Origin of the sequence: Puniceispirillum sp. (SeqCode) (genome assembly GCF_965657105.1) — a bacterium.
Lineage (GTDB): Bacteria > Pseudomonadota > Alphaproteobacteria > Puniceispirillales > Puniceispirillaceae > Puniceispirillum.
In genome coordinates, this window is the sequence record NZ_CBFHNB010000047.1 from 1 (window position 1) to 18,224 (window position 18,224).

18 protein-coding genes are annotated in these 18,224 nt (G+C 44.4%); 17 read left to right on the plus strand and 1 reads right to left on the minus strand.

Going from position 1 to position 18,224, the window contains the following annotated elements:
• From ACTF7Q_RS07460 to tviB, 6 genes are all read left to right on the plus strand, one after another.
• The coding region (locus tag ACTF7Q_RS07460; protein ID WP_438997223.1) for a cupin domain-containing protein at positions 1 to 310 on the plus strand (310 nt) is incomplete at its 5' end.
• Positions 311 to 377: 67 nt separating this feature from the next.
• Entirely contained in the window at positions 378 to 1,529 is a 1,152-nt protein-coding gene (locus ACTF7Q_RS07465) for a glycosyltransferase family 4 protein (protein WP_438997224.1), read from the plus strand.
• A gap of 91 nt (positions 1,530 to 1,620) precedes the next feature.
• Positions 1,621 to 2,823, plus strand: coding sequence for an O-antigen ligase family protein (locus ACTF7Q_RS07470; RefSeq protein ID WP_438997225.1), 1,203 nt, complete (start codon positions 1,621 to 1,623; stop codon positions 2,821 to 2,823).
• Between the two features lie 139 nt (positions 2,824 to 2,962).
• The gene (locus tag ACTF7Q_RS07475; protein WP_438997226.1) at positions 2,963 to 3,307 is read left to right on the plus strand and encodes a MarR family EPS-associated transcriptional regulator; all 345 of its coding nucleotides are present in this window, start codon (positions 2,963 to 2,965) and stop codon (positions 3,305 to 3,307) included.
• A 14-nt stretch (positions 3,308 to 3,321) separates the two neighbouring features.
• Positions 3,322 to 3,840, plus strand: coding sequence for a transcriptional activator RfaH (locus tag ACTF7Q_RS07480; RefSeq protein ID WP_438997227.1), 519 nt, complete (start codon positions 3,322 to 3,324; stop codon positions 3,838 to 3,840).
• A gap of 37 nt (positions 3,841 to 3,877) precedes the next feature.
• Positions 3,878 to 5,182: a Vi polysaccharide biosynthesis UDP-N-acetylglucosamine C-6 dehydrogenase TviB gene (tviB, locus tag ACTF7Q_RS07485; protein ID WP_438997228.1), complete on the plus strand. Its 1,305-nt coding sequence runs from the start codon at positions 3,878 to 3,880 to the stop codon at positions 5,180 to 5,182.
• 1 nt (position 5,183) lies between these two features.
• Here the strand turns inward: tviB and ACTF7Q_RS07490 are convergent, their stop codons facing one another.
• Positions 5,184 to 5,996: a hypothetical protein gene (locus ACTF7Q_RS07490; protein ID WP_438997229.1), complete on the minus strand. Its 813-nt coding sequence runs from the start codon at positions 5,994 to 5,996 to the stop codon at positions 5,184 to 5,186.
• Between the two features lie 165 nt (positions 5,997 to 6,161).
• On the opposite strand from ACTF7Q_RS07490, the gene ACTF7Q_RS07495 reads away from it, so the two are divergent.
• The 11 genes from ACTF7Q_RS07495 to ACTF7Q_RS07545 form a co-directional block, all read left to right on the plus strand.
• Positions 6,162 to 7,820 carry an ABC transporter ATP-binding protein gene (locus tag ACTF7Q_RS07495; protein WP_438997230.1) on the plus strand — a complete coding sequence of 553 codons (1,659 nt, stop codon included), beginning with the start codon at positions 6,162 to 6,164 and terminating at the stop codon, positions 7,818 to 7,820.
• Between the two features lie 32 nt (positions 7,821 to 7,852).
• On the plus strand, positions 7,853 to 8,482 hold the full coding sequence (locus ACTF7Q_RS07500) for a hypothetical protein (RefSeq protein WP_438997231.1): 630 nt from the start codon (positions 7,853 to 7,855) through the stop codon (positions 8,480 to 8,482).
• Positions 8,483 to 8,534: 52 nt separating this feature from the next.
• Entirely contained in the window at positions 8,535 to 9,449 is a 915-nt protein-coding gene (locus ACTF7Q_RS07505) for a glycosyltransferase family A protein (protein WP_438997232.1), read from the plus strand.
• Positions 9,442 to 10,542 carry a glycosyltransferase gene (locus ACTF7Q_RS07510; protein ID WP_438997233.1) on the plus strand — a complete coding sequence of 367 codons (1,101 nt, stop codon included), beginning with the start codon at positions 9,442 to 9,444 and terminating at the stop codon, positions 10,540 to 10,542. Before ACTF7Q_RS07505 ends, ACTF7Q_RS07510 begins: the two co-directional genes overlap by 8 nt.
• Positions 10,533 to 11,675 carry a glycosyltransferase gene (locus tag ACTF7Q_RS07515; RefSeq protein WP_438997234.1) on the plus strand — a complete coding sequence of 381 codons (1,143 nt, stop codon included), beginning with the start codon at positions 10,533 to 10,535 and terminating at the stop codon, positions 11,673 to 11,675. The genes ACTF7Q_RS07510 and ACTF7Q_RS07515 overlap by 10 nt, the downstream gene beginning before the upstream one ends.
• A 2-nt stretch (positions 11,676 to 11,677) precedes the next feature.
• Positions 11,678 to 12,649: a GDP-L-fucose synthase family protein gene (locus ACTF7Q_RS07520; RefSeq protein ID WP_438997235.1), complete on the plus strand. Its 972-nt coding sequence runs from the start codon at positions 11,678 to 11,680 to the stop codon at positions 12,647 to 12,649.
• 37 nt (positions 12,650 to 12,686) lie between these two features.
• Positions 12,687 to 13,802: a GDP-mannose 4,6-dehydratase gene (gene gmd, locus ACTF7Q_RS07525; protein ID WP_438997236.1), complete on the plus strand. Its 1,116-nt coding sequence runs from the start codon at positions 12,687 to 12,689 to the stop codon at positions 13,800 to 13,802.
• A 68-nt stretch (positions 13,803 to 13,870) separates the two neighbouring features.
• Positions 13,871 to 15,832, plus strand: a complete 1,962-nt coding sequence (asnB, locus tag ACTF7Q_RS07530) for an asparagine synthase (glutamine-hydrolyzing) (protein ID WP_438997237.1) — start codon at positions 13,871 to 13,873, stop codon at positions 15,830 to 15,832.
• On the plus strand, positions 15,832 to 16,956 hold the full coding sequence (locus ACTF7Q_RS07535; RefSeq protein ID WP_438997238.1) for a glycosyltransferase family 4 protein: 1,125 nt from the start codon (positions 15,832 to 15,834) through the stop codon (positions 16,954 to 16,956). The genes asnB and ACTF7Q_RS07535 overlap by 1 nt, the downstream gene beginning before the upstream one ends.
• Positions 16,957 to 17,520, plus strand: coding sequence for a sugar transferase (locus ACTF7Q_RS07540; protein ID WP_438997239.1), 564 nt, complete (start codon positions 16,957 to 16,959; stop codon positions 17,518 to 17,520). It abuts the gene before it with no gap.
• Positions 17,521 to 17,568: 48 nt separating this feature from the next.
• Positions 17,569 to 18,224, plus strand: a 656-nt coding sequence (locus ACTF7Q_RS07545) for a nucleoside-diphosphate sugar epimerase/dehydratase (RefSeq protein WP_438997240.1), incomplete at its 3' end; no start/stop codon positions are given.

Below are 18,224 nucleotides of genomic sequence, written 5' to 3' on the forward strand. Positions count from 1 at the left end.
TGCAGGCACGTCAATGCGGCATTGGCATGTCACTCAAGATGAATTTGTCATAGTGGTCGAAGGTAGTGTGACCTTGATCGATGATGGCGGCGAACATGAATTACAGGCAGGCGATTGTGCAGGCTTCAAGGCGGGTGATGCGAACGGGCATCACATTATCAATAAATCAGACAAACCGGCGATCTTGTTTGAGATTGGCACGCGCACAAAGACCGAGACCACTTATTATGCCGATCATGATCTGATGGTTACCGAACGGGATGGTGACTATCATTTCACGACAAAGAATGGTGAGAGTTTACCGGATTAGTATCTGTCGGCAGATCATGCTATATCAGACACCAAATAACTTGAACTCTGTGTTGTAATATGGTTGCTTGGCTCCAATTGAAACAGGTCGTACCTATGCGGTCAACGAACTGACGCGAGAACAAATGACTGAAATACCCGATATTTTTATGACTATGTGGCTTTTGCCACTGGCCGCATTCATTCTTTCAGCGATCATCACTTTGATAATTGTGCAGACTGCCTCTTTTCATGCGCGCTTCACGGCTGATACGAATGCTGGTCCCCAAAAGGTTCATCAGCATTTAACGCCACGTATTGGGGGGGTGGCCTTATTTATAAGCATGCTGATGATAGGGCTTTTAGGCATGATAGATGCCAACCCTGTTTTTCTTGCTGCAGTGGGCGCAACGATACCAGTATTTCTTGGTGGGTTAGTAGAAGATTTAACGGGATGTGTGTCACCTAAATTACGGCTTTTGCTAGCCATTATATCGGGCTTATGTTTTGTCTATTTGTCGGGTTTCATAATCACGCGTGTAAGTTTTGTGCCGATGGATGCCATGCTTGCGGTACCCATCATTGCGGCAGCCTTTACCATTTTTACCATCACGCTGTTTGCTAATGCGGTGAATATAATCGATGGATTGAATGGCCTGTCGGTTGGTACATCTGTATTGATCGCGGGTGCTATTGCTGGTGTGGCTGGCGCGGTTGGTGACATACAGCTGATGACTATCAGCTTGGTCTTTGCGGCGAGTGTTCTGGGTGTAGGCCTGTTTAATTTTCCAAAAGGCAAAATTTTTATGGGTGATGGTGGTGCTTATTTTATGGGTGCCTTTATAGCCTTTCTACTTATTATGTTACCCGAACGGAATGAAAGCGTATCACCTTTTGTAAGTTTGCTTTTGGTTATATATCCCTCCTACGAAATGGTACGATCGACAATCAGACGGCTAGTTGCCAGCGATGGTAAGGCGTTGCAACCCGATCAAAAACATCTTCATAGCCTTGTTTACCAATATTATGTGCGGCATAAGACCACTGCGATGTTAAATCCAAATGCACGCGCTGGACTCACGATGTTGGGTTTCCCATTATTTACCAGCCTCTGGGCTTTTGTCAGTGTATCAAGCGCCGAATATGCGTTGGTCGGCATTTTAATTTTCGTGGCTGGTTACGAAATACTTACGCGCTTGTTGCTGGCTGTATCGAAAAGGTCTGACAATACTGTTAGCTGAGGATAAGAGTTTAATTATGTCGCCATCTGCAATTACACCCACCCAAAGTGAACTAAAGCTAACAGATCATATATCCCTTTTTTGGAGGCATATGATTGAGACGTTGAATCATTTACCAACATGGGAACGTGGATTCCACATATTCTGGTTGCTTGGGCCTTTTATCCTGTTGATTGAGCGTTCGCCAGCTGATGCTTGGCTGACAATTCTAGCAATCACCTTTGCCGTGCGCGCGGTCATAAAACGTGATGGCGCATGGTTAAAAATATTTTGGGTAAAAGCCGCCTTTATATTTTGGGGCGTATGCCTGTTTTCGGCCGCTATTTCAGCGACGCCATCCTACGCTTTAAGCGAGGCCTTTATCTGGTTCCGCTTTCCGCTATTTGCCATGGCAACTGCATTTTGGCTTGGCACTGACAAACGGCTTCTTTATGCAATGCTGATTTCGACCGCCATCGCCATGTTCGTAATGACGGGCATCCTGACCGCCGAAATACTGATCGAGGGGCAAAAAGGTGGGCGCTTGACCTGGCCATATGATGATCTGGTGCCGGGCAATTATTTATCCAAAGTCGGCTTGCCTGCTTTTACCGTCATGGTGGCACTGGCAATAGGTGCCAAGCCTAGATTGGCGTCTATGATGGGCATATTATCGCTAATCACGATCATCATGTCAGTCCTAACGGGTGAGCGGATTAATTTCCTTATCCGTGCCTGTGGTGGGATGCTGGCTGGTCTTGTCTGGAAGCCTGTCTGGAGCCGCTATATAATGCTTATAATTGTTGAAGTTCTAGCGATAATGGCTGTCTTTATAGCTGTGCCTGGGATGGAAACACGCTTTGTCGATGCTGTATTGAATGATATCCCAACGGGTGTTCATAGTGATTATTATCGTGTTATGGGTGGTGGGTTGATGGCGTTTCAGGAAGCGCCTATTTTCGGCATTGGTACAGCCAATTATCGTGATTTATGCGCGGGTATCATGGTCGGGCTGGATGATTTTCGATGCGACAACCACCCACATAATTTCTACATTCAGTTTCTTGCCGAAACAGGTCTTGTGGGACTTATTGCTGGTGTTACCATGATTGCTAGCATCATATGGGCCACGTTCAAAGCCGGTTTGCAAAACCGGGATAATGTTGTTGCCGCCACCGCCTTTGTCATTCCTCTGGGACTGTTTTTTCCAATCGCATCAACCGCAGATTTCTTTGGACAATGGAATAATATCTTCATGTGGAGTGCGCTGGCCCTGAGCCTTGCGGCCACTAATCTGTATCGCGAAGACAAATAGATACCTAGTCATGAATGCGTATAATTATCATTACTTTACTAATTTTATCAATCATGTTCATATTATGAACGCTAAATGGCAAAGCACGGTTTGTGAGCTGATTCACCCGCCGTGCGGTAGCTATAAAAAATCAAAAATCATGTCAAATTTAAAACGAAGTGACGAGACAATGCTGCAGATTTTGCAGGCACTGGATGGTAAGGCTGACATCAGTCAGCGCGATCTGGCGCGCGAATTGAAAATCAGCCTTGGCGCAACAAATTTTTGTATTAATGCGCTCATTGAAAAAGGGTTTGTAAAGCTTGACCGGTTTTACAAATCATCTAACAAAGCAGGTTACTTATATGTGTTAACCCCAGAAGGCATTCAGGCGCGCCTTAACCTGACGCGTGAGTTTATCCAACATAAGCGCGCCGAATATGCACGGTTGGAACAAGAAATTGCCGAATTGCAAGGCACGCTTGAGGCTGAGGCAAAGAAGTGAAATAATCTTTGATTATGATTACGGATGAAAAAGAGGCGCATGTGTGGGTGGCGGCGCAATTAAAACCAAATGCGCTTGCCAAGGCGCAACGCAATTTAGACCGACAGGGGTTTGTTCATTTCTGCCCAATGCAGCGTGAGACTGTTCGTGGTGCCTCACAATTCAAACAACAAATCATTCAACTGTTTCCTGGCTATTGTTTTGTTCACATGAATCCGGCAAGTGGCGATGTTCGTAAGCTGAATGCGACGCATGGCATTTCTCGCTTGGTTTCCTTTGGCTCTGGCCATATATCAACGGTGCCAACACAACTTATCTCGGTATTGCAAAATCGTTGTGATGAGAAGAATTGTCTTATGGCACCCGCATCACTTGCTGTTGGTGATGATGTACGTATATTGACTGGGGCTTTTGCTGAATTTGTGGGTAGAGTTGAGACGATAAGCAAATCAGATCGTTTGCGGATATTATTCGATTTTATGGGGCAGAAATCGCACGTTGACATGCCACAGCAAAATCTTGAAAAGCTATAGGCTGTCAGTGGCAGTTTAATTTGGGTATCGGTTATTTATGACAATCACAAACGTCAACGACATTAAACTGGCCGTCATTGGCCTTGGCTATGTTGGTTTGCCACTGGCGGCTGAATTTGCCACATCACGCGAGGTCGCTGGTTTTGATATTGACGAGAACCGGATTGCCGAACTCAAAGGCGGCAATGACCGTACCCGTGAACTAGATGCCGCCGAACTAGAAGCTGCAACAGGTTTGCGCTTTACTAATGATGCCGATGATCTCAAAGATTGTAATTGCTATATCATAACTGTGCCAACGCCGGTTGATGCAGCAAAAACCCCTGATATGTCGGCGCTTTTATCCGCATCAAAACTTGTGGGTTCGTTGTTGAAGGCTGGTGACATTGTTATCTATGAGTCAACCGTATATCCAGGCGCTACAGAAGATGATTGCGCGCCTGTTCTGGCACAGCAATCGGGGCTGTCTTACGCCGCCAATGCGGTCGATAGTGATGATGTGTTTCATCTTGGTTACAGCCCTGAACGCATTAATCCGGGCGATAAACAGCACCGCGTCACAGATATTGTCAAAGTCACATCTGGTTCCAGCCCAGATATTGCCGATCTAATTGACGATCTTTATGCGGGCATTATTACAGCTGGCACCTATAAAGCCGAAAGCATCAGGGTGGCTGAAGCCGCAAAAGTCATCGAAAATACCCAGCGTGATGTTAATATTGCGCTGATTAATGAACTTGCTGTCATTTTTGACAAGCTTGATATTGATACCGAAGCGGTTTTGAAAGCGGCAGGCACAAAATGGAACTTTTTGCCATTTCGGCCAGGCCTTGTTGGGGGACACTGTATAGGTGTTGATCCCTATTATCTGACGCATAAAGCCCAACAGGTGGGATATAATCCAGAAATTATTCTGGCAGGACGGCGGCTGAATGATGGGATGAGCCAGCATGTTGCCGACCGGCTTGTTCAGGCGATGCAGAATAAAAATATCAACGTTTCTGATGCGCGCGTGCTGGTGCTGGGACTAACCTTCAAAGAAAATTGTCCTGATACGCGCAATTCAAAGGTCTTTGACCTTGTTCAGCATCTTGCCGATTATAAATGCGTCGTTGATGTGCATGATCCATGGGTTGTCGTAGGTGACGTGCCAGCAGGTCTGGCGGGTAATTGTATAGAACAACCTATGCAGGGTGCATATGATGCCGTCATCATCGCTGTTGGCCATAGTCAATTTGCCACTTTAGGCGCACATGCAATCCGTTCATACGGCAAAGAAAACCACGTTTTATTTGATATGAAATATATGCTTGATGCGCGCGAGTCTGATGCGCGTTTATAATCTATCCAGAAGATGAACCACGCGATTTACGTAACCGGCGATTCATGAAAAAATATCCAAAAACAAAGAAGACCAGATTAGATCGCACCCATTTTATGGCATATTCTATATAACTCTCGATTCCGCGTTCATCACCAAGCATATTAGCGTTAGCAAACATTTTTTTGGCAAAAGGTGCCATGCGTCCTTTTTCGACAATATGCTGATATTTGCATATCGTATCTGGGGTATAATAAAGGATAGTTTCCCCTATGGGATTAATAGTTTCAAAGTCCCAGATTGATAGACCCATATTCATCAAACTTTCAAAATAACTGACGCGCCAATATGATAATGACAGCGAATGTTTATATGGGTTATCAGCAGGAACTCTAAAAAGTGATTTAATTTTCGGATGGCTGGTGGCAGTTGAATTGACAAATATCTTCGATAGCCTTGGTTTTTCATCAACTAAGCGCACATAATCAACTGCGTCAGCTTTGACAGCATTAGTCAGTGCTAGCAGCTTTGTTTCATCAATATGGGAAAAATAGAAATCATCAAGGATGCAGATAAAACCGTCATACCCTTTTTGCTCTAAGATGTTTGTGATAACGTTAGCCACCTTGATCCAGCTGGCATTTTCACCCGCTTGAACAATCTGAAAAGCCCCCTGGTAACGGCTTTGTATCGTATCAATCTGCTGTTTTGAAAAACTATCTGTGGCAACAAAGCAATCATAGGCATCTATTATTATCTGCATGGTTGGCATACAAGTGTTTAAGATGTCAAAATTCTTGTTACAGGTGAAAATTACACATGCGACTGATGTCATTTGACCCTCTAATGTAGTCATTTTACCCAAACCCTTCATAGCAGTTAATACATTTACTACAATATGAAATTTTGACGGAAGGTTTTACCTTTGCCTGTTTCACGCCATTTTAGATTTGTTGTTATCTGGGGCTTATTGCCACAGAAATATAGGCTGCAAAGTATCATGATTGTCATTTTGACAATCATTGGCGCTGGCCTCGAAACGCTTGGGCTTGGTTTGATTTTGCCGGTGCTGTCAGTGATTATGAATCCTGAAAATTTTATTAACAACGATGTGCTGTATTATTTCGGATCCATGCTTAATGAGTTTAGCCAAATCGAATTAATGGTTGGCGGCATGCTCGTGCTGGGTATGGCCTATCTTATCAAAGGCCTGTATCTTGCTTTCATGATCTGGCGTCAGTCCGAATATATCTATGATATAAAATCGGCTTTATCCGATGAGTTGCTTAATTCCTATCTGCATGTTGGGTATGAATTTCATATCCAGAACAATACTGGAAACCTTATACGCAATATCACCATCGAAACCCAGCAATTTGTCGCTAATGTCTTGATACCGTCGGTCAGACTATTTTCTGAATTATCTGTCGTCATCGCGATTGTTGCTTTGCTGATCTATATTGAACCATCAGGTGCGTTTTATCTCATGGTCATCGTTGGGATATCAATGGCGGCATTTCAATATATCACACGCATACGGTTGATGCGTTGGGGGCAGGCACGTCAACAGTTTGAGGGTAAACGCATCCAAAAAGCACAGGAAGCGCTAGGCGGCATAAAGGATGCCAAATTACTTGGAAAAGAGCAGGAGTTTCTTGATCAATATTCCCATTTCAACTGGCAAAGTTCATATATTGAGCGAAAGCAACTTACATTATCTCAGTTACCCTACATCTGGCTTGAAATTGTTGCTGTTGCCGGATTGGCGTTTCTGGTCATTTTTTTGGTTATGCGCGGTGCTGATGCGAGTCAGATTTTACCCATATTAGGCGTTTTTGGTGCTGCAGCCTTTCGCATTATCCCCTCGGCCAACCGTATTTTAATGGCTTTACAGGCGCTTCGTTACAGCGTTGCCGTGATTGATTTGATGGATGAAGAGTTGCACAGAACAGAACCAGCAGATCATTCAGAGATGAATAAAATTTCTTTTGAGCGTGAGATAAGATTAGATCAGCTTTTCTATCAGTATCCTTCAACAGCTTCGCCATCGATTATGGATATTAACTTACAGATCAACAAAGGTGAAAGTGTCGGTATTGTTGGCACAAGTGGGGCGGGCAAAAGCACTTTGGTCGATGTTATTTTGGGATTGTTGCCTCCTACATCTGGAAGAATTCTTATTGATGATGTGGACGCTCATAGTGGATTGAGGACATGGCAGGATCATATTGGTTATGTGCCGCAGCATATTTTTCTATCCGATGAAACCTTGCGGCGGAATATAGCCTTTGGTGTACCAGAAGATGAAATCAACAATACCGAAATAGACCGCGCTATCAGACAGGCACAATTAAACGAATTTGTTGATTCCATGCCAGATGGTATCAATACAACCGTAGGTGAACGCGGTGTAAGACTGTCTGGTGGCCAACGGCAACGCATAGGGGTCGCAAGGGCTTTGTATCATAATCCGTCAGTGCTTGTTCTGGATGAGGCATCTAGTGCGTTGGATACCAAAACTGAAGCCGCATTAATGGAAGAAATTTATGACATGCAAGGGGAACGCACTTTGATAATCATTGCGCATCGCCTATCAACGATTGAAAAATGCGATAGAATATTTCACCTAGAAAAAGGCAAGTTGGTTGGCGCAAAATGACTATTTGTACCCACCAATATAAAGGCTAACAAATGAAAATGTTTCTTCGAACGTCTTGGCTATTCTCCCATGCTTACGCCCCAATTAGAGATTTTTATAACTGGTTTAAAAATGGGTTTTCGGGCAATAGCCCTGATTGGGTAAAGCGCAGAGTGTTGTTCCGCCATACAATTCATAATGCCACATTTGTTGAAACTGGCACTTTTTTGGGAAATACAAGTGCGTTTTTAGCTAGCTTTTCAGCAAATTTATATACGATTGAACCTGAGGGAGAGCTTCATAAAATGGCAAGCCACCGGTTTCGTAATCTGTCAAAAATAAACACCTTGAAAGGTACAAGTGAAGAAACATTTCCTGAATTGTTACCAACGCTGTCTGGAGATATAAATTTCTGGCTGGATGGGCATTATTCAGGTGGCATCACGTTCAAGGGCGATAGTGAATGCCCTGTAGCGCTAGAGCTTGATTATATTGAAAAATATCTTGATCGTTTTGTTAGGGTTTCGGTGCTGATCGATGATGTGCGATGTTTTCCGCTGTACCAAACATCTGCTAAAGATGAAAGTGACTACCCACCTCTAGATTCATTGGTTGACTGGGCTAGACGCAACAAGTTTTCCTGGCAAATTGAGCATGATATTTTTATTGCTAAAAATTATTGATGTTATCTGTATTCTGAACAACCTATCACGCACATATTCTCTTTAAACGCACATGATTTTTACCGTTTTTACACCAACCTATAATCGTGCACACACTCTGTCTCGTGTCTATGATAGTCTATGCAACCAGACATTTACCCATTTTGAATGGCTGATAATTGATGACGGGTCTAGCGATAATACCAAGCAACTTATTGATGGCTGGATTGCCGAAAGGCGGGTTTCAATTCGGTATGAATTCCAGCCCAATAGCGGTAAGCACGTTGCGATAAATCACGGTATAAGATTGGCAAAAGGCGATTTATTCTTGATCGCTGACTCGGATGATGGGTTTCCGGCAAATGCGCTCGAAACATTTCATAGTCACTGGCGTGCCATACCTGATGCGCAAAGACCAAGGTTCACTGGTGTGACAGGCCTATGCGCTGACGAACAAGGAAAAATCATTGGTGATAAATTTCCGGAAAATATTTTTGATTCAAATTCTGCCGATATTTATTATCGATTTGGTATCCGAGGTGAAAAATGGGGGTTTCATCGCACTGAGGTGTTAAGACACTTTCCCTTTCCAAAACTAGAAAATATGCGCTTTGTCCCCGAAGGATTGATATGGAATGCAATTGGGCGGCAGTATAAAACACGTTTTGTAAACGATATAGTTCGTGATTATTATCAGGGGGCGGACGACCAGCTTTCACAACGATCACCTGCCAACATCTCGCCAGTGCGCACATTTTACGCGCAGATGCTGGATGCCGATATTGACTATCTGATCCATGCGCCTTTGGCTATATGCAAAATTGGTATTCAAGCTGCGCGTTATTCGTTTCATCAGAAGGATAGCTTAGTAACACAAATCGGGCGCCTTTCCCATTGGCGCGCCCGTCTAGTCTGGATCACAGCTATGCCTGTTGGCTTTGTGCTCTATCTTTTCGACCCAAAACAAGAAGCCAGCTTAGATGAATGACCGACGTCAAAAGATTTTCTTTATCATTCCGAATGTGAATGCTGGCGGCGCTGAGCGTGTTGCTTTGACGTTATTAGAGCATCTTGATCGCCGTGATTATAGCTATACGCTGGTTGTGCTGGATGACGGTAAGGGTGCACTTGCTGACCAGATTCCAAAAGATGTGCGTATAATAACGCTTGGCAAGACGCGCGTTCGTTCAGCTTTATTTGCCATTATTCGGCTGGTCTGGAAAGAACGGCCCGCATTAATTTTTTCCAACTTAAGCCATCTCAACCTGATGCTGTCCATATTCAGGTTTTTGTTTCCTCGTAACGTCAAATTCATTGCACGAGAAAGCAATATAATTTCCAAAAATGTATTATTATTTAACTTAAGCGCGGTATGGCAACGCCTTTATATATTATTTTATGGACATTTCGACAGGGTCGTTTGCCAAAGTTCTGAAATGAAAAACGATCTTATAAAAACATATGGATTTCCAGCCACAAAAGCTGTCGTCATTCCAAATCCGGTAAATGTTAATCAGATCAGGTCATTAGCGGAAGCGGGCACAGCCCCTAAACATTCAGTTTTGACATTCGTTGCCTGTGGCCGCCTCGATTTTCAAAAGGGGTTCGACATCTTGATTGATGCGTTGGCGCTTGCAAATCTCGATAACGTCTTACTCATGATCATTGGTGACGGTGTTCTTCGTAAAGAGCTGGTGCAAAAGGCCAAGGGATTAGGTGTTGAGAACAAAGTTTCGTTTTTGGGGTTCCAATCAAATCCATATCCATTCTTCAAGCAGGCGGATGCATTTATCCTATCTTCACGGTTTGAAGGAATGCCCAATGTTGTTTTAGAGTCAGTAGCTCTTGGTACCCCTGTCATTGCGACGCCCGCACCCGGAGGGGTTGTTGAATTTCTTAGCAATATTGATGGGTGCATAATTAGTTCGGATATAACGGCAGAGAGCCTTGCTGCATCAATCGTTACTTTTTCAGATAGAACGGTAAAGACGCTATCAACTGACATTACGGATCAATTAGCAGCGCCAAAAGTTGCCCAACAATATGAAAACGAGTTCCGTAAGGTATTGGCATGCGGTTGATGTTCGTTATTACGGGTCTTGGTGCTGGCGGTGCTGAGGCAATGTTGGTTAAATTACTGGCTCAGGAAGCATTTGCCAAAGATGAAATTATGGTGGTCAGTTTGCTTGGGCCTGGTGCCCGATCACCCGCGCTGATGGCATATGGGCATCAGCTAGAGCATCTGGGTATAAGCCGTTCATTTATAACATGGGTGCGTATTTTCGGTCTTTATCGTTTGATCCGATCCTTTAAACCCGATCTGATACATAGCTGGATGTATCACGCCGATCTTGCGGCAGGCATCATGGGTAAGCTGGCAGGGATTCGTCATATAGTCTGGAGCATTCGCCAAACCAATCTGGCGCGGGATTACAATAAGCTGTCCACTTTGTTTGTGGTCAAAGCCTGTGCGCTTTTATCGTCACGCCTACCATGTTTGATTATCAGCAATTCAACTGTGGCGCGTCAATCGCATATCGCGGCTGGATATAATGCCGATAAGATACAAGTGATCCCAAATGGCTTTGATCTTGACCATTTCAAATCAGATAAGGCCTTGCGTTCAGCTTTTCGAGCTTCGCTCAATATGGATGATAAAACACTTCTTATTGGGCTGGTTGCGCGCTTTGACCTAGTCAAAAATCATGCTGGATTCTTTAAGGCCGCGCAGGCTATTCATGCTGCCTTGCCCACAGCATGTTTTGTATTGGCTGGCACTGATATCACCAGCGATAATCAAAAATTAGTGGCGATGATTGATGAAGCAGGGCTTAGGCGCCAAACATATCTTCTGGGTGCGCAAAATGATATTGCATCGATTATGAATGGGATTGATGTGCTATTATCAAGCGCGCATGGCGAGGCCTTTCCAAATGTGCTTGGTGAGGCGATGGCATGTGACACCCCGTGCGTTGCTACTGACGTAGGTGATTGCAAAACCATTATTGCTGACACAGGCAAGGTTGTCGCGGCAGGTGATATGGATGCGCTGGCCAAAGCCACCATCGAAATATTGTCACTAACGGACAAAAAGAAACTGGTATTATCCAAATATGCGCGCAACCGTATTGAAACGCATTATGAAATTGGCAAAATAGCCGCTGATTTTCGGGCATGTTTTATGAAAATGTATAAGAATGTGAAGACGGATTAATCATGACTGAGAATGATAAAATATTTGTTGCTGGCCATAATGGAATGGTCGGCAGTGCTATAATTCGCCAGCTTGTTGACGCTGGCCACGGTAAAGATAAGATCATAACACGTAATCGAGCAGACCTTGATCTAACCAATCAGGCTGATGTGCGCGCATTCTTCGAAGCTGAAAAGCCTGATCAAGTCTATATGGCGGCGGCAAGGGTAGGCGGCATATACGCCAATAATACATGGCCAGCTGATTTTATTTATCAAAATCTGATGATTGAAGCGAATGTTATAGATGCCGCATTTCGCGTTGGGGTTAAACGGTTATTATTTTTAGGATCAAGTTGTATCTATCCCAAGCTGGCGCCCCAGCCGATGCAGGAAAATGCCCTATTATCGGGAGCCTTAGAGCCAACGAATGAGCCCTATGCCATTGCCAAAATTGCTGGTATCAAACTATGTGAAAGTTATAATCGTCAATATGCAGATTCGCATGGCATTGATTATCGCAGTGTCATGCCAACCAATCTTTATGGGCCAGGTGATAATTATGACCCGATGGGTAGCCATGTTGTCCCCGCATTAATTAGAAGGTTTCATGAAGCCAAAATCAATAGTGCCAGTGAAATCCTCATCTGGGGTAGCGGTAAACAAAAGCGCGAATTTCTGTTTGTTGATGATATGGCATTAGCCTGTATTCATATCATGAATGTAGATAAACAAGCCTATGATGAGAGCACTGAACCAATGCTTTCACATATCAATGTTGGTGCTGGTTATGATATCTCAATCGCCGAGCTTGCAAGAACAATTGCCAAGCTAGTTGGCTATAAGGGCGATATAAAATACGATGTCAGCAAGCCTGATGGGCCACCACGTAAATTGATCGATAGTTCGCTAATCCAGAGGCTAGGTTGGGCACCCAAAATTGATTTGGTCGATGGTTTGCAGCGCGCTTTTGATGATTTTTTGAAGCAGCAATGAACCTAATACCGAATATAAATGATGCACAGGATTTGATATGAATAAAGCAAAAAAAACGGCATTGATTACAGGTATCACCGGACAGGATGGTGCTTATCTTGCTGAATTTTTACTGGCAAAAGATTATGTCGTTCATGGCATGAAACGCCGTTCAAGTCTGTTTAATACAGACCGTATTGACCACCTGTATAAAGATCAGCATGAAAAAGATGTGAATTTTTTTCTGCATCATGGCGATATGACTGATAGTTCAATTCTGACTAGCATTATCCAGAAAACACAACCGGACGAAATTTATAATCTGGCAGCGCAAAGTCACGTTGCTGTCAGTTTTGAAATGCCTGAATATACCACTAATTCAGATGCGCTTGGCACATTACGTATCCTTGAAGCCATACGTATGCTGGGCATGGAAAAGAAAACTAGGTTTTATCAAGCATCAACATCTGAACTTTACGGACTAGTGCAGGAGTCGCCGCAAAGTGAAACCACACCATTTTATCCAAGAAGCCCTTATGCAGTGGCAAAACTTTACGCCTATTGGATCACTGTAAATTATCGTGAGGCCTATGGAATGTATGCCTGTAATGGCATTTTGTTCAATCATGAAAGTCCTATTCGCGGTGAAACCTTTGTCACACGAAAAATCACACGTGCGCTTGCGCGTATAAAGCTCGGTTTGCAGGATTGTCTATATCTTGGGAATCTGAATGCCTTGCGCGATTGGGGACATGCACGCGATTATGTTGAGATGCAATGGCTCATGCTCCAACAAGATACGCCAGAAGATTTTGTGATCGCTACTGGTGTTCAACATAGTGTTCGCGATTTTGTGAATGTAGCAGCAGCAGAACTTGATATGGATATTGAATGGCAGGGTGATGGTGTCGATGAGGTAGCCTATTGGACGAATAATGCAGATAGTAATTTTATTGGCAAACCTATTGTCGCTGTTGATCCACAATATTACCGCCCTACTGAAGTTGAGACCTTGCTGGGAGACGCAACTAAGGCGCGTGAAAAACTTGGTTGGGTTCCGAAAATTAGCTTTAATGACTTAGTCAAGGAAATGGCCGCTGAAGATTTGGTTGCGGCAAAAGGAAATGCCTTGCTGAAAAGCAGTGGCTTTAAACCAGTCAATGATGCTGAGTAGGCTGATATTTTGTCTTTGAAATCATATAGAAATTCGAACTCGAACCCGACCAAAGGCGTATCGGCCTAATGTGTGGCATTGCCGGATTTTTTGACCCGAATGGTTTTGACGCCACTGCGGGAACAAAGCTCGCCCAAGATATGGCACAGGCCATCATCCATCGCGGCCCCGATGATGCTGGCGTTTGGGTTGATGATGCCGCTGGGATTGCACTAGCGCATAGGCGTCTTTCGATTGTTGATTTGTCTGAAGCTGGGCATCAGCCGATGTTGTCAGCATCAGGTCGCTATATACTTTCCTATAATGGCGAAATTTATAACCACGTTGAATTACGAGATGAATTAGAAGCATCTGGCAACGGATATGACTGGCGTGGCCATTCGGACACTGAAACAGCCCTTGCCTGTATTGAGGTTTATGGGCTGGAAAAAGCCCTACAAAAATTCATCGGCATGTTTGCGATCGCACTTTGGGATCAACATGAAAAAGCGCTATATCTGGCGCGTGACCGCATTGGCGAAAAGCCCCTTTATTTTGGTCGGCAAAATAACGTCTGGTTATTTGGGTCTGAGTTAAAGGCGCTTCGTGTTCATAACGAATTTACCTCTGATATTAACCGTAATGCCCTATGTCTTTATTTACGGCATAATTATAGTCCCGCGCCGCATTCAATTTACGATGGCATCGGCAAATTACCACCGGGTTCATTTGTCAGGCTTGATACCACTACGATTGACGCTGTTCCAGTTCCTTTCTGGACACTTGATAGCAAGGTCTCTAATGGCAAGGCTAACCCTTTTGCTGGTTCAGAGGCTGAGGCGCTTAATCACCTCGATAAAGTATTGAGCCGCGCGGTCGGATTACAAATGCAAGCCGACGTGCCTCTTGGGGCGTTCCTGTCAGGCGGCGTTGACTCATCATTGATCGTCGCGCTAATGGCCGAACAGAGCCAGCGTAAGGTGAAATCTTTTTCCATTGGGTTTGAAGATGCGCAGTTTGATGAAGCGCCCTTTGCCAGAGATGTGGCCACTCATATAGGCACCGACCATCATGAGCTTTATGTTACGGCGCAAGAAACACTTGACGTCATCCCGAAATTGCCACGCTTATATGACGAACCATTTTCGGATTCATCACAGATCCCAACCTATCTAGTGTCAAAAATAGCACGAGAGCACGTAACGGTGTCCCTGTCTGGTGATGCAGGTGATGAACTCTTTGGCGGCTATAACCGCTATAATTGGGGGCGTTCTATCTGGGATAAGATGAATAAAGTACCTCATCCTTTGCGTTCGGCAATGGGAACGGGCATCGGTATGCTGTCTCCCAAAACATGGAACGCTATCACGATACCATTGATGAATATGGCACCACAAAAATATCGACAGAAAAATCTGGGCGACAAATTGCATAAGGCTGCAGGCATGCTGTCGGCGCGGACGCCGGAAGCCATTTATACATATCTGGTATCGCACTGGCCTGATCCATCTGCCATCGTACGCGGGGGTATGGAACCGCAAACGGTGCTGACCTCGTCACATGAAGTAACCGTTGATATGCCGTTTGAAGCACGGATGATGTATCTTGATATGCTCAGCTATTTACCCGACGATATTCTGGTAAAGGTTGATCGTGCGGCGATGGGGGTTTCGCTGGAAACGCGCATCCCGTTTCTGGATCACAATGTGATTGAGGCGGCATGGCAATTACCCATGAATATGAAAATCCGCAATGGCACTGGTAAATGGTGCTTGCGCGAGCTTTTATATCGCCGGGTGCCGAAACATCTTATTGAGCGCCCAAAAATGGGATTTGGTGTGCCTCTGGATACATGGTTGCGTGGTCCTTTGCGTGATTGGGCTGAACATCTGCTTGATGAAAAACGCTTGGCACAAGTAGGCCTTTTTGATCCCACCCCCATTCGAAAAAAATGGGATGAGCATTTGTCTGGCGCCAGAAGCTGGCATTATTATATCTGGGATATTCTGATGTTTGAAGCTTGGCGTGACGAACAAAGTGGATGTAGATAATGTCAAAGAAGCGGGTGTTGTTCGTAATATCAGAAGATTGGGCATTTATCTCACATCGTCTGCATTTGGCTGACGCGGCCATCAAAGCTGGCTATGAAGTGGGGTTATTAACACGCGTTACCATTTATGGGGACATGCTAGAAGCCAGAGGCATTAAACTCTTTCACTGGGATCTTAACCGTAGTTCACTGAATATCTTTGGCGAATTAGGCACTGTCTGGCAGGCAGCCAAACTATTCCGGTATTGGCAACCTGATCTCATTCATGCAGTAGCACAAAAACCAATCCTATATGCTGGCATAGCAGGCAAGTTTGCTTATCACTGTCCACGGGTTAGTGCGATGGGGGGCGTAGGTTTCATTTTCAGTTCGGGTTCAATGAAAGCACGACTGCTTCGCCCACTTATCTCCCGCTTGCTTGGGTGGGTCATTAATGGCAAGAAAACGCGATTCATTCTGCAAAATGACGATGATATTGCATTACTCACAAAGCTAGGTGTTGCGCGGTCAAAAACAGTAAGGCTTATTAAGGGATCAGGCGTTGAAATTGAAGATTTTGTCCCAAGCCCCCTGCCCAACAAGACGCCAATGGTAATTCTGCCTGCTCGGCTATTATGGGATAAAGGTATCGCTGAATTTGTGAGGGTGGCAAAACGGATAAAAGCTAAAGATATTAACTGCCGTTTTGTTCTGGTTGGCGATCCAGACCCTAAAAATGCCGCTTCAATTAAAGAACATCAGGTGCAGGAATGGGTTGATAGTGGCGCTGTCGAACGCTGGGGACGACGCGATGATATGCCCGATATCTATCCTCAATCATCAATCGTTTGTTTGCCATCATATCGCGAAGGTCTGCCCAAAGTTCTACTCGAAGGGGCAAGCTGTGCCAGGCCAGTTGTAGCTTTTGATGTGCCAGGATGTCGCGAAATTGTCCGTGAAGGCATAAATGGGTTTTTGGTGCCATTTGGCGATGAAACAGCATTAGAATTGGCGTTAATCAAGTTGCTTCAAGATACAAAATTATGTGCTAAGCTGGGTAAGGCCGGCCGCAAAATTGTTGAAGCTGAATTTTCACAAAGCATCATCGCAGCTGAAACCTTTGCGGTATGGGATGAAGTTTTATAGATGCTCAAACGAAGTCTTGATATTCTGCTATCATTGTTTGCGGGCGCGTTATTAATTATCCCCTGCCTGTTAATTGCTGTTCTGGTAAAAACAACTTCGCCGGGTCCAGTGCTATATATTTCTAAGCGTGTCGGGCGGCATAGTAATTTGTTTGACATGCCTAAATTTCGAACCATGCGCATTGAGACCCCCGAGCTTGCTACCGACAAGCTTGGCAACCCAGAGGCCTATTTAACGCCGGTTGGTCATGTTTTACGCAAAACGAGCTTGGATGAATTACCACAAATTTTCTCGGTTTTGCGTGGGCATATGAGTCTGGTCGGACCACGCCCAGCTTTGTTTAATCAAGACGATTTGATCTCAAGACGGCATGAACGTGGCATTGATAGCCTGCGTCCGGGCATTACCGGATGGGCACAAGTGAATGGACGCGATGATATTGCGTTAGACATCAAGATTCAGTTGGATGCTGAATATCTAAAGCGTCAATCACTTTGGTTTGATGTTAAAATTATGCTACTTACCATCTACGCAGTGGCTGGCCGAAAAGACATTTCGCATTGATTTTCTGTTACGAATAATTTCACTCTCAGGATTATAACTTTAATATCCATGGAAAATAACCTTCGTCTTCATATCCTCGCGTTGCCACGCTTAATCAAGCGGCTTGTCGTTATGCTTGTTGATGCGCTTTTGGCTATAATGTCTGTATGGATGGCCTTCTATTTGCGCGTTGGCGATTTTTTGCCATTATTTACCCAAACCGCCGAACATTTCCCTCTTACCGCTGTTATTTGTGCGGTAACTATATCCATTCCGATCTTCATGATGATGGGGCTGTATCGAACAGTATTCCGTTATTCAGGGGGGCCAGCATTGTTTGCTGTTTTTCAAGCATGCGCTTTGTATGGTTTGGTTTTTGCAACAATTTTTACAGTGATTGGTATGAATGGTGTGCCAAGAACGATTGGTATCATTCAACCAATTATATTATTCATTCTACTAGCAAGCTCGCGCATGAGCGCCCGTTTATGGCTTGGTGGTCTATATCGCGAACATTTGAAACAAAATAAAGTTAATTCTGCTTTAATTTATGGTGCGGGCGCGGCAGGTCGTGAGTTGGCAGCAGCTCTTGCGCATAATGTTGAGATTAAGATCATAGGTTTTCTGGATGATGACAAAAGCCTGCATGGGCGTAAAATAAGCGGCCTGAATGTATATGACCCCGAAACGATCAGTAATATCACCAGAAAAAAGAATATAAGCGA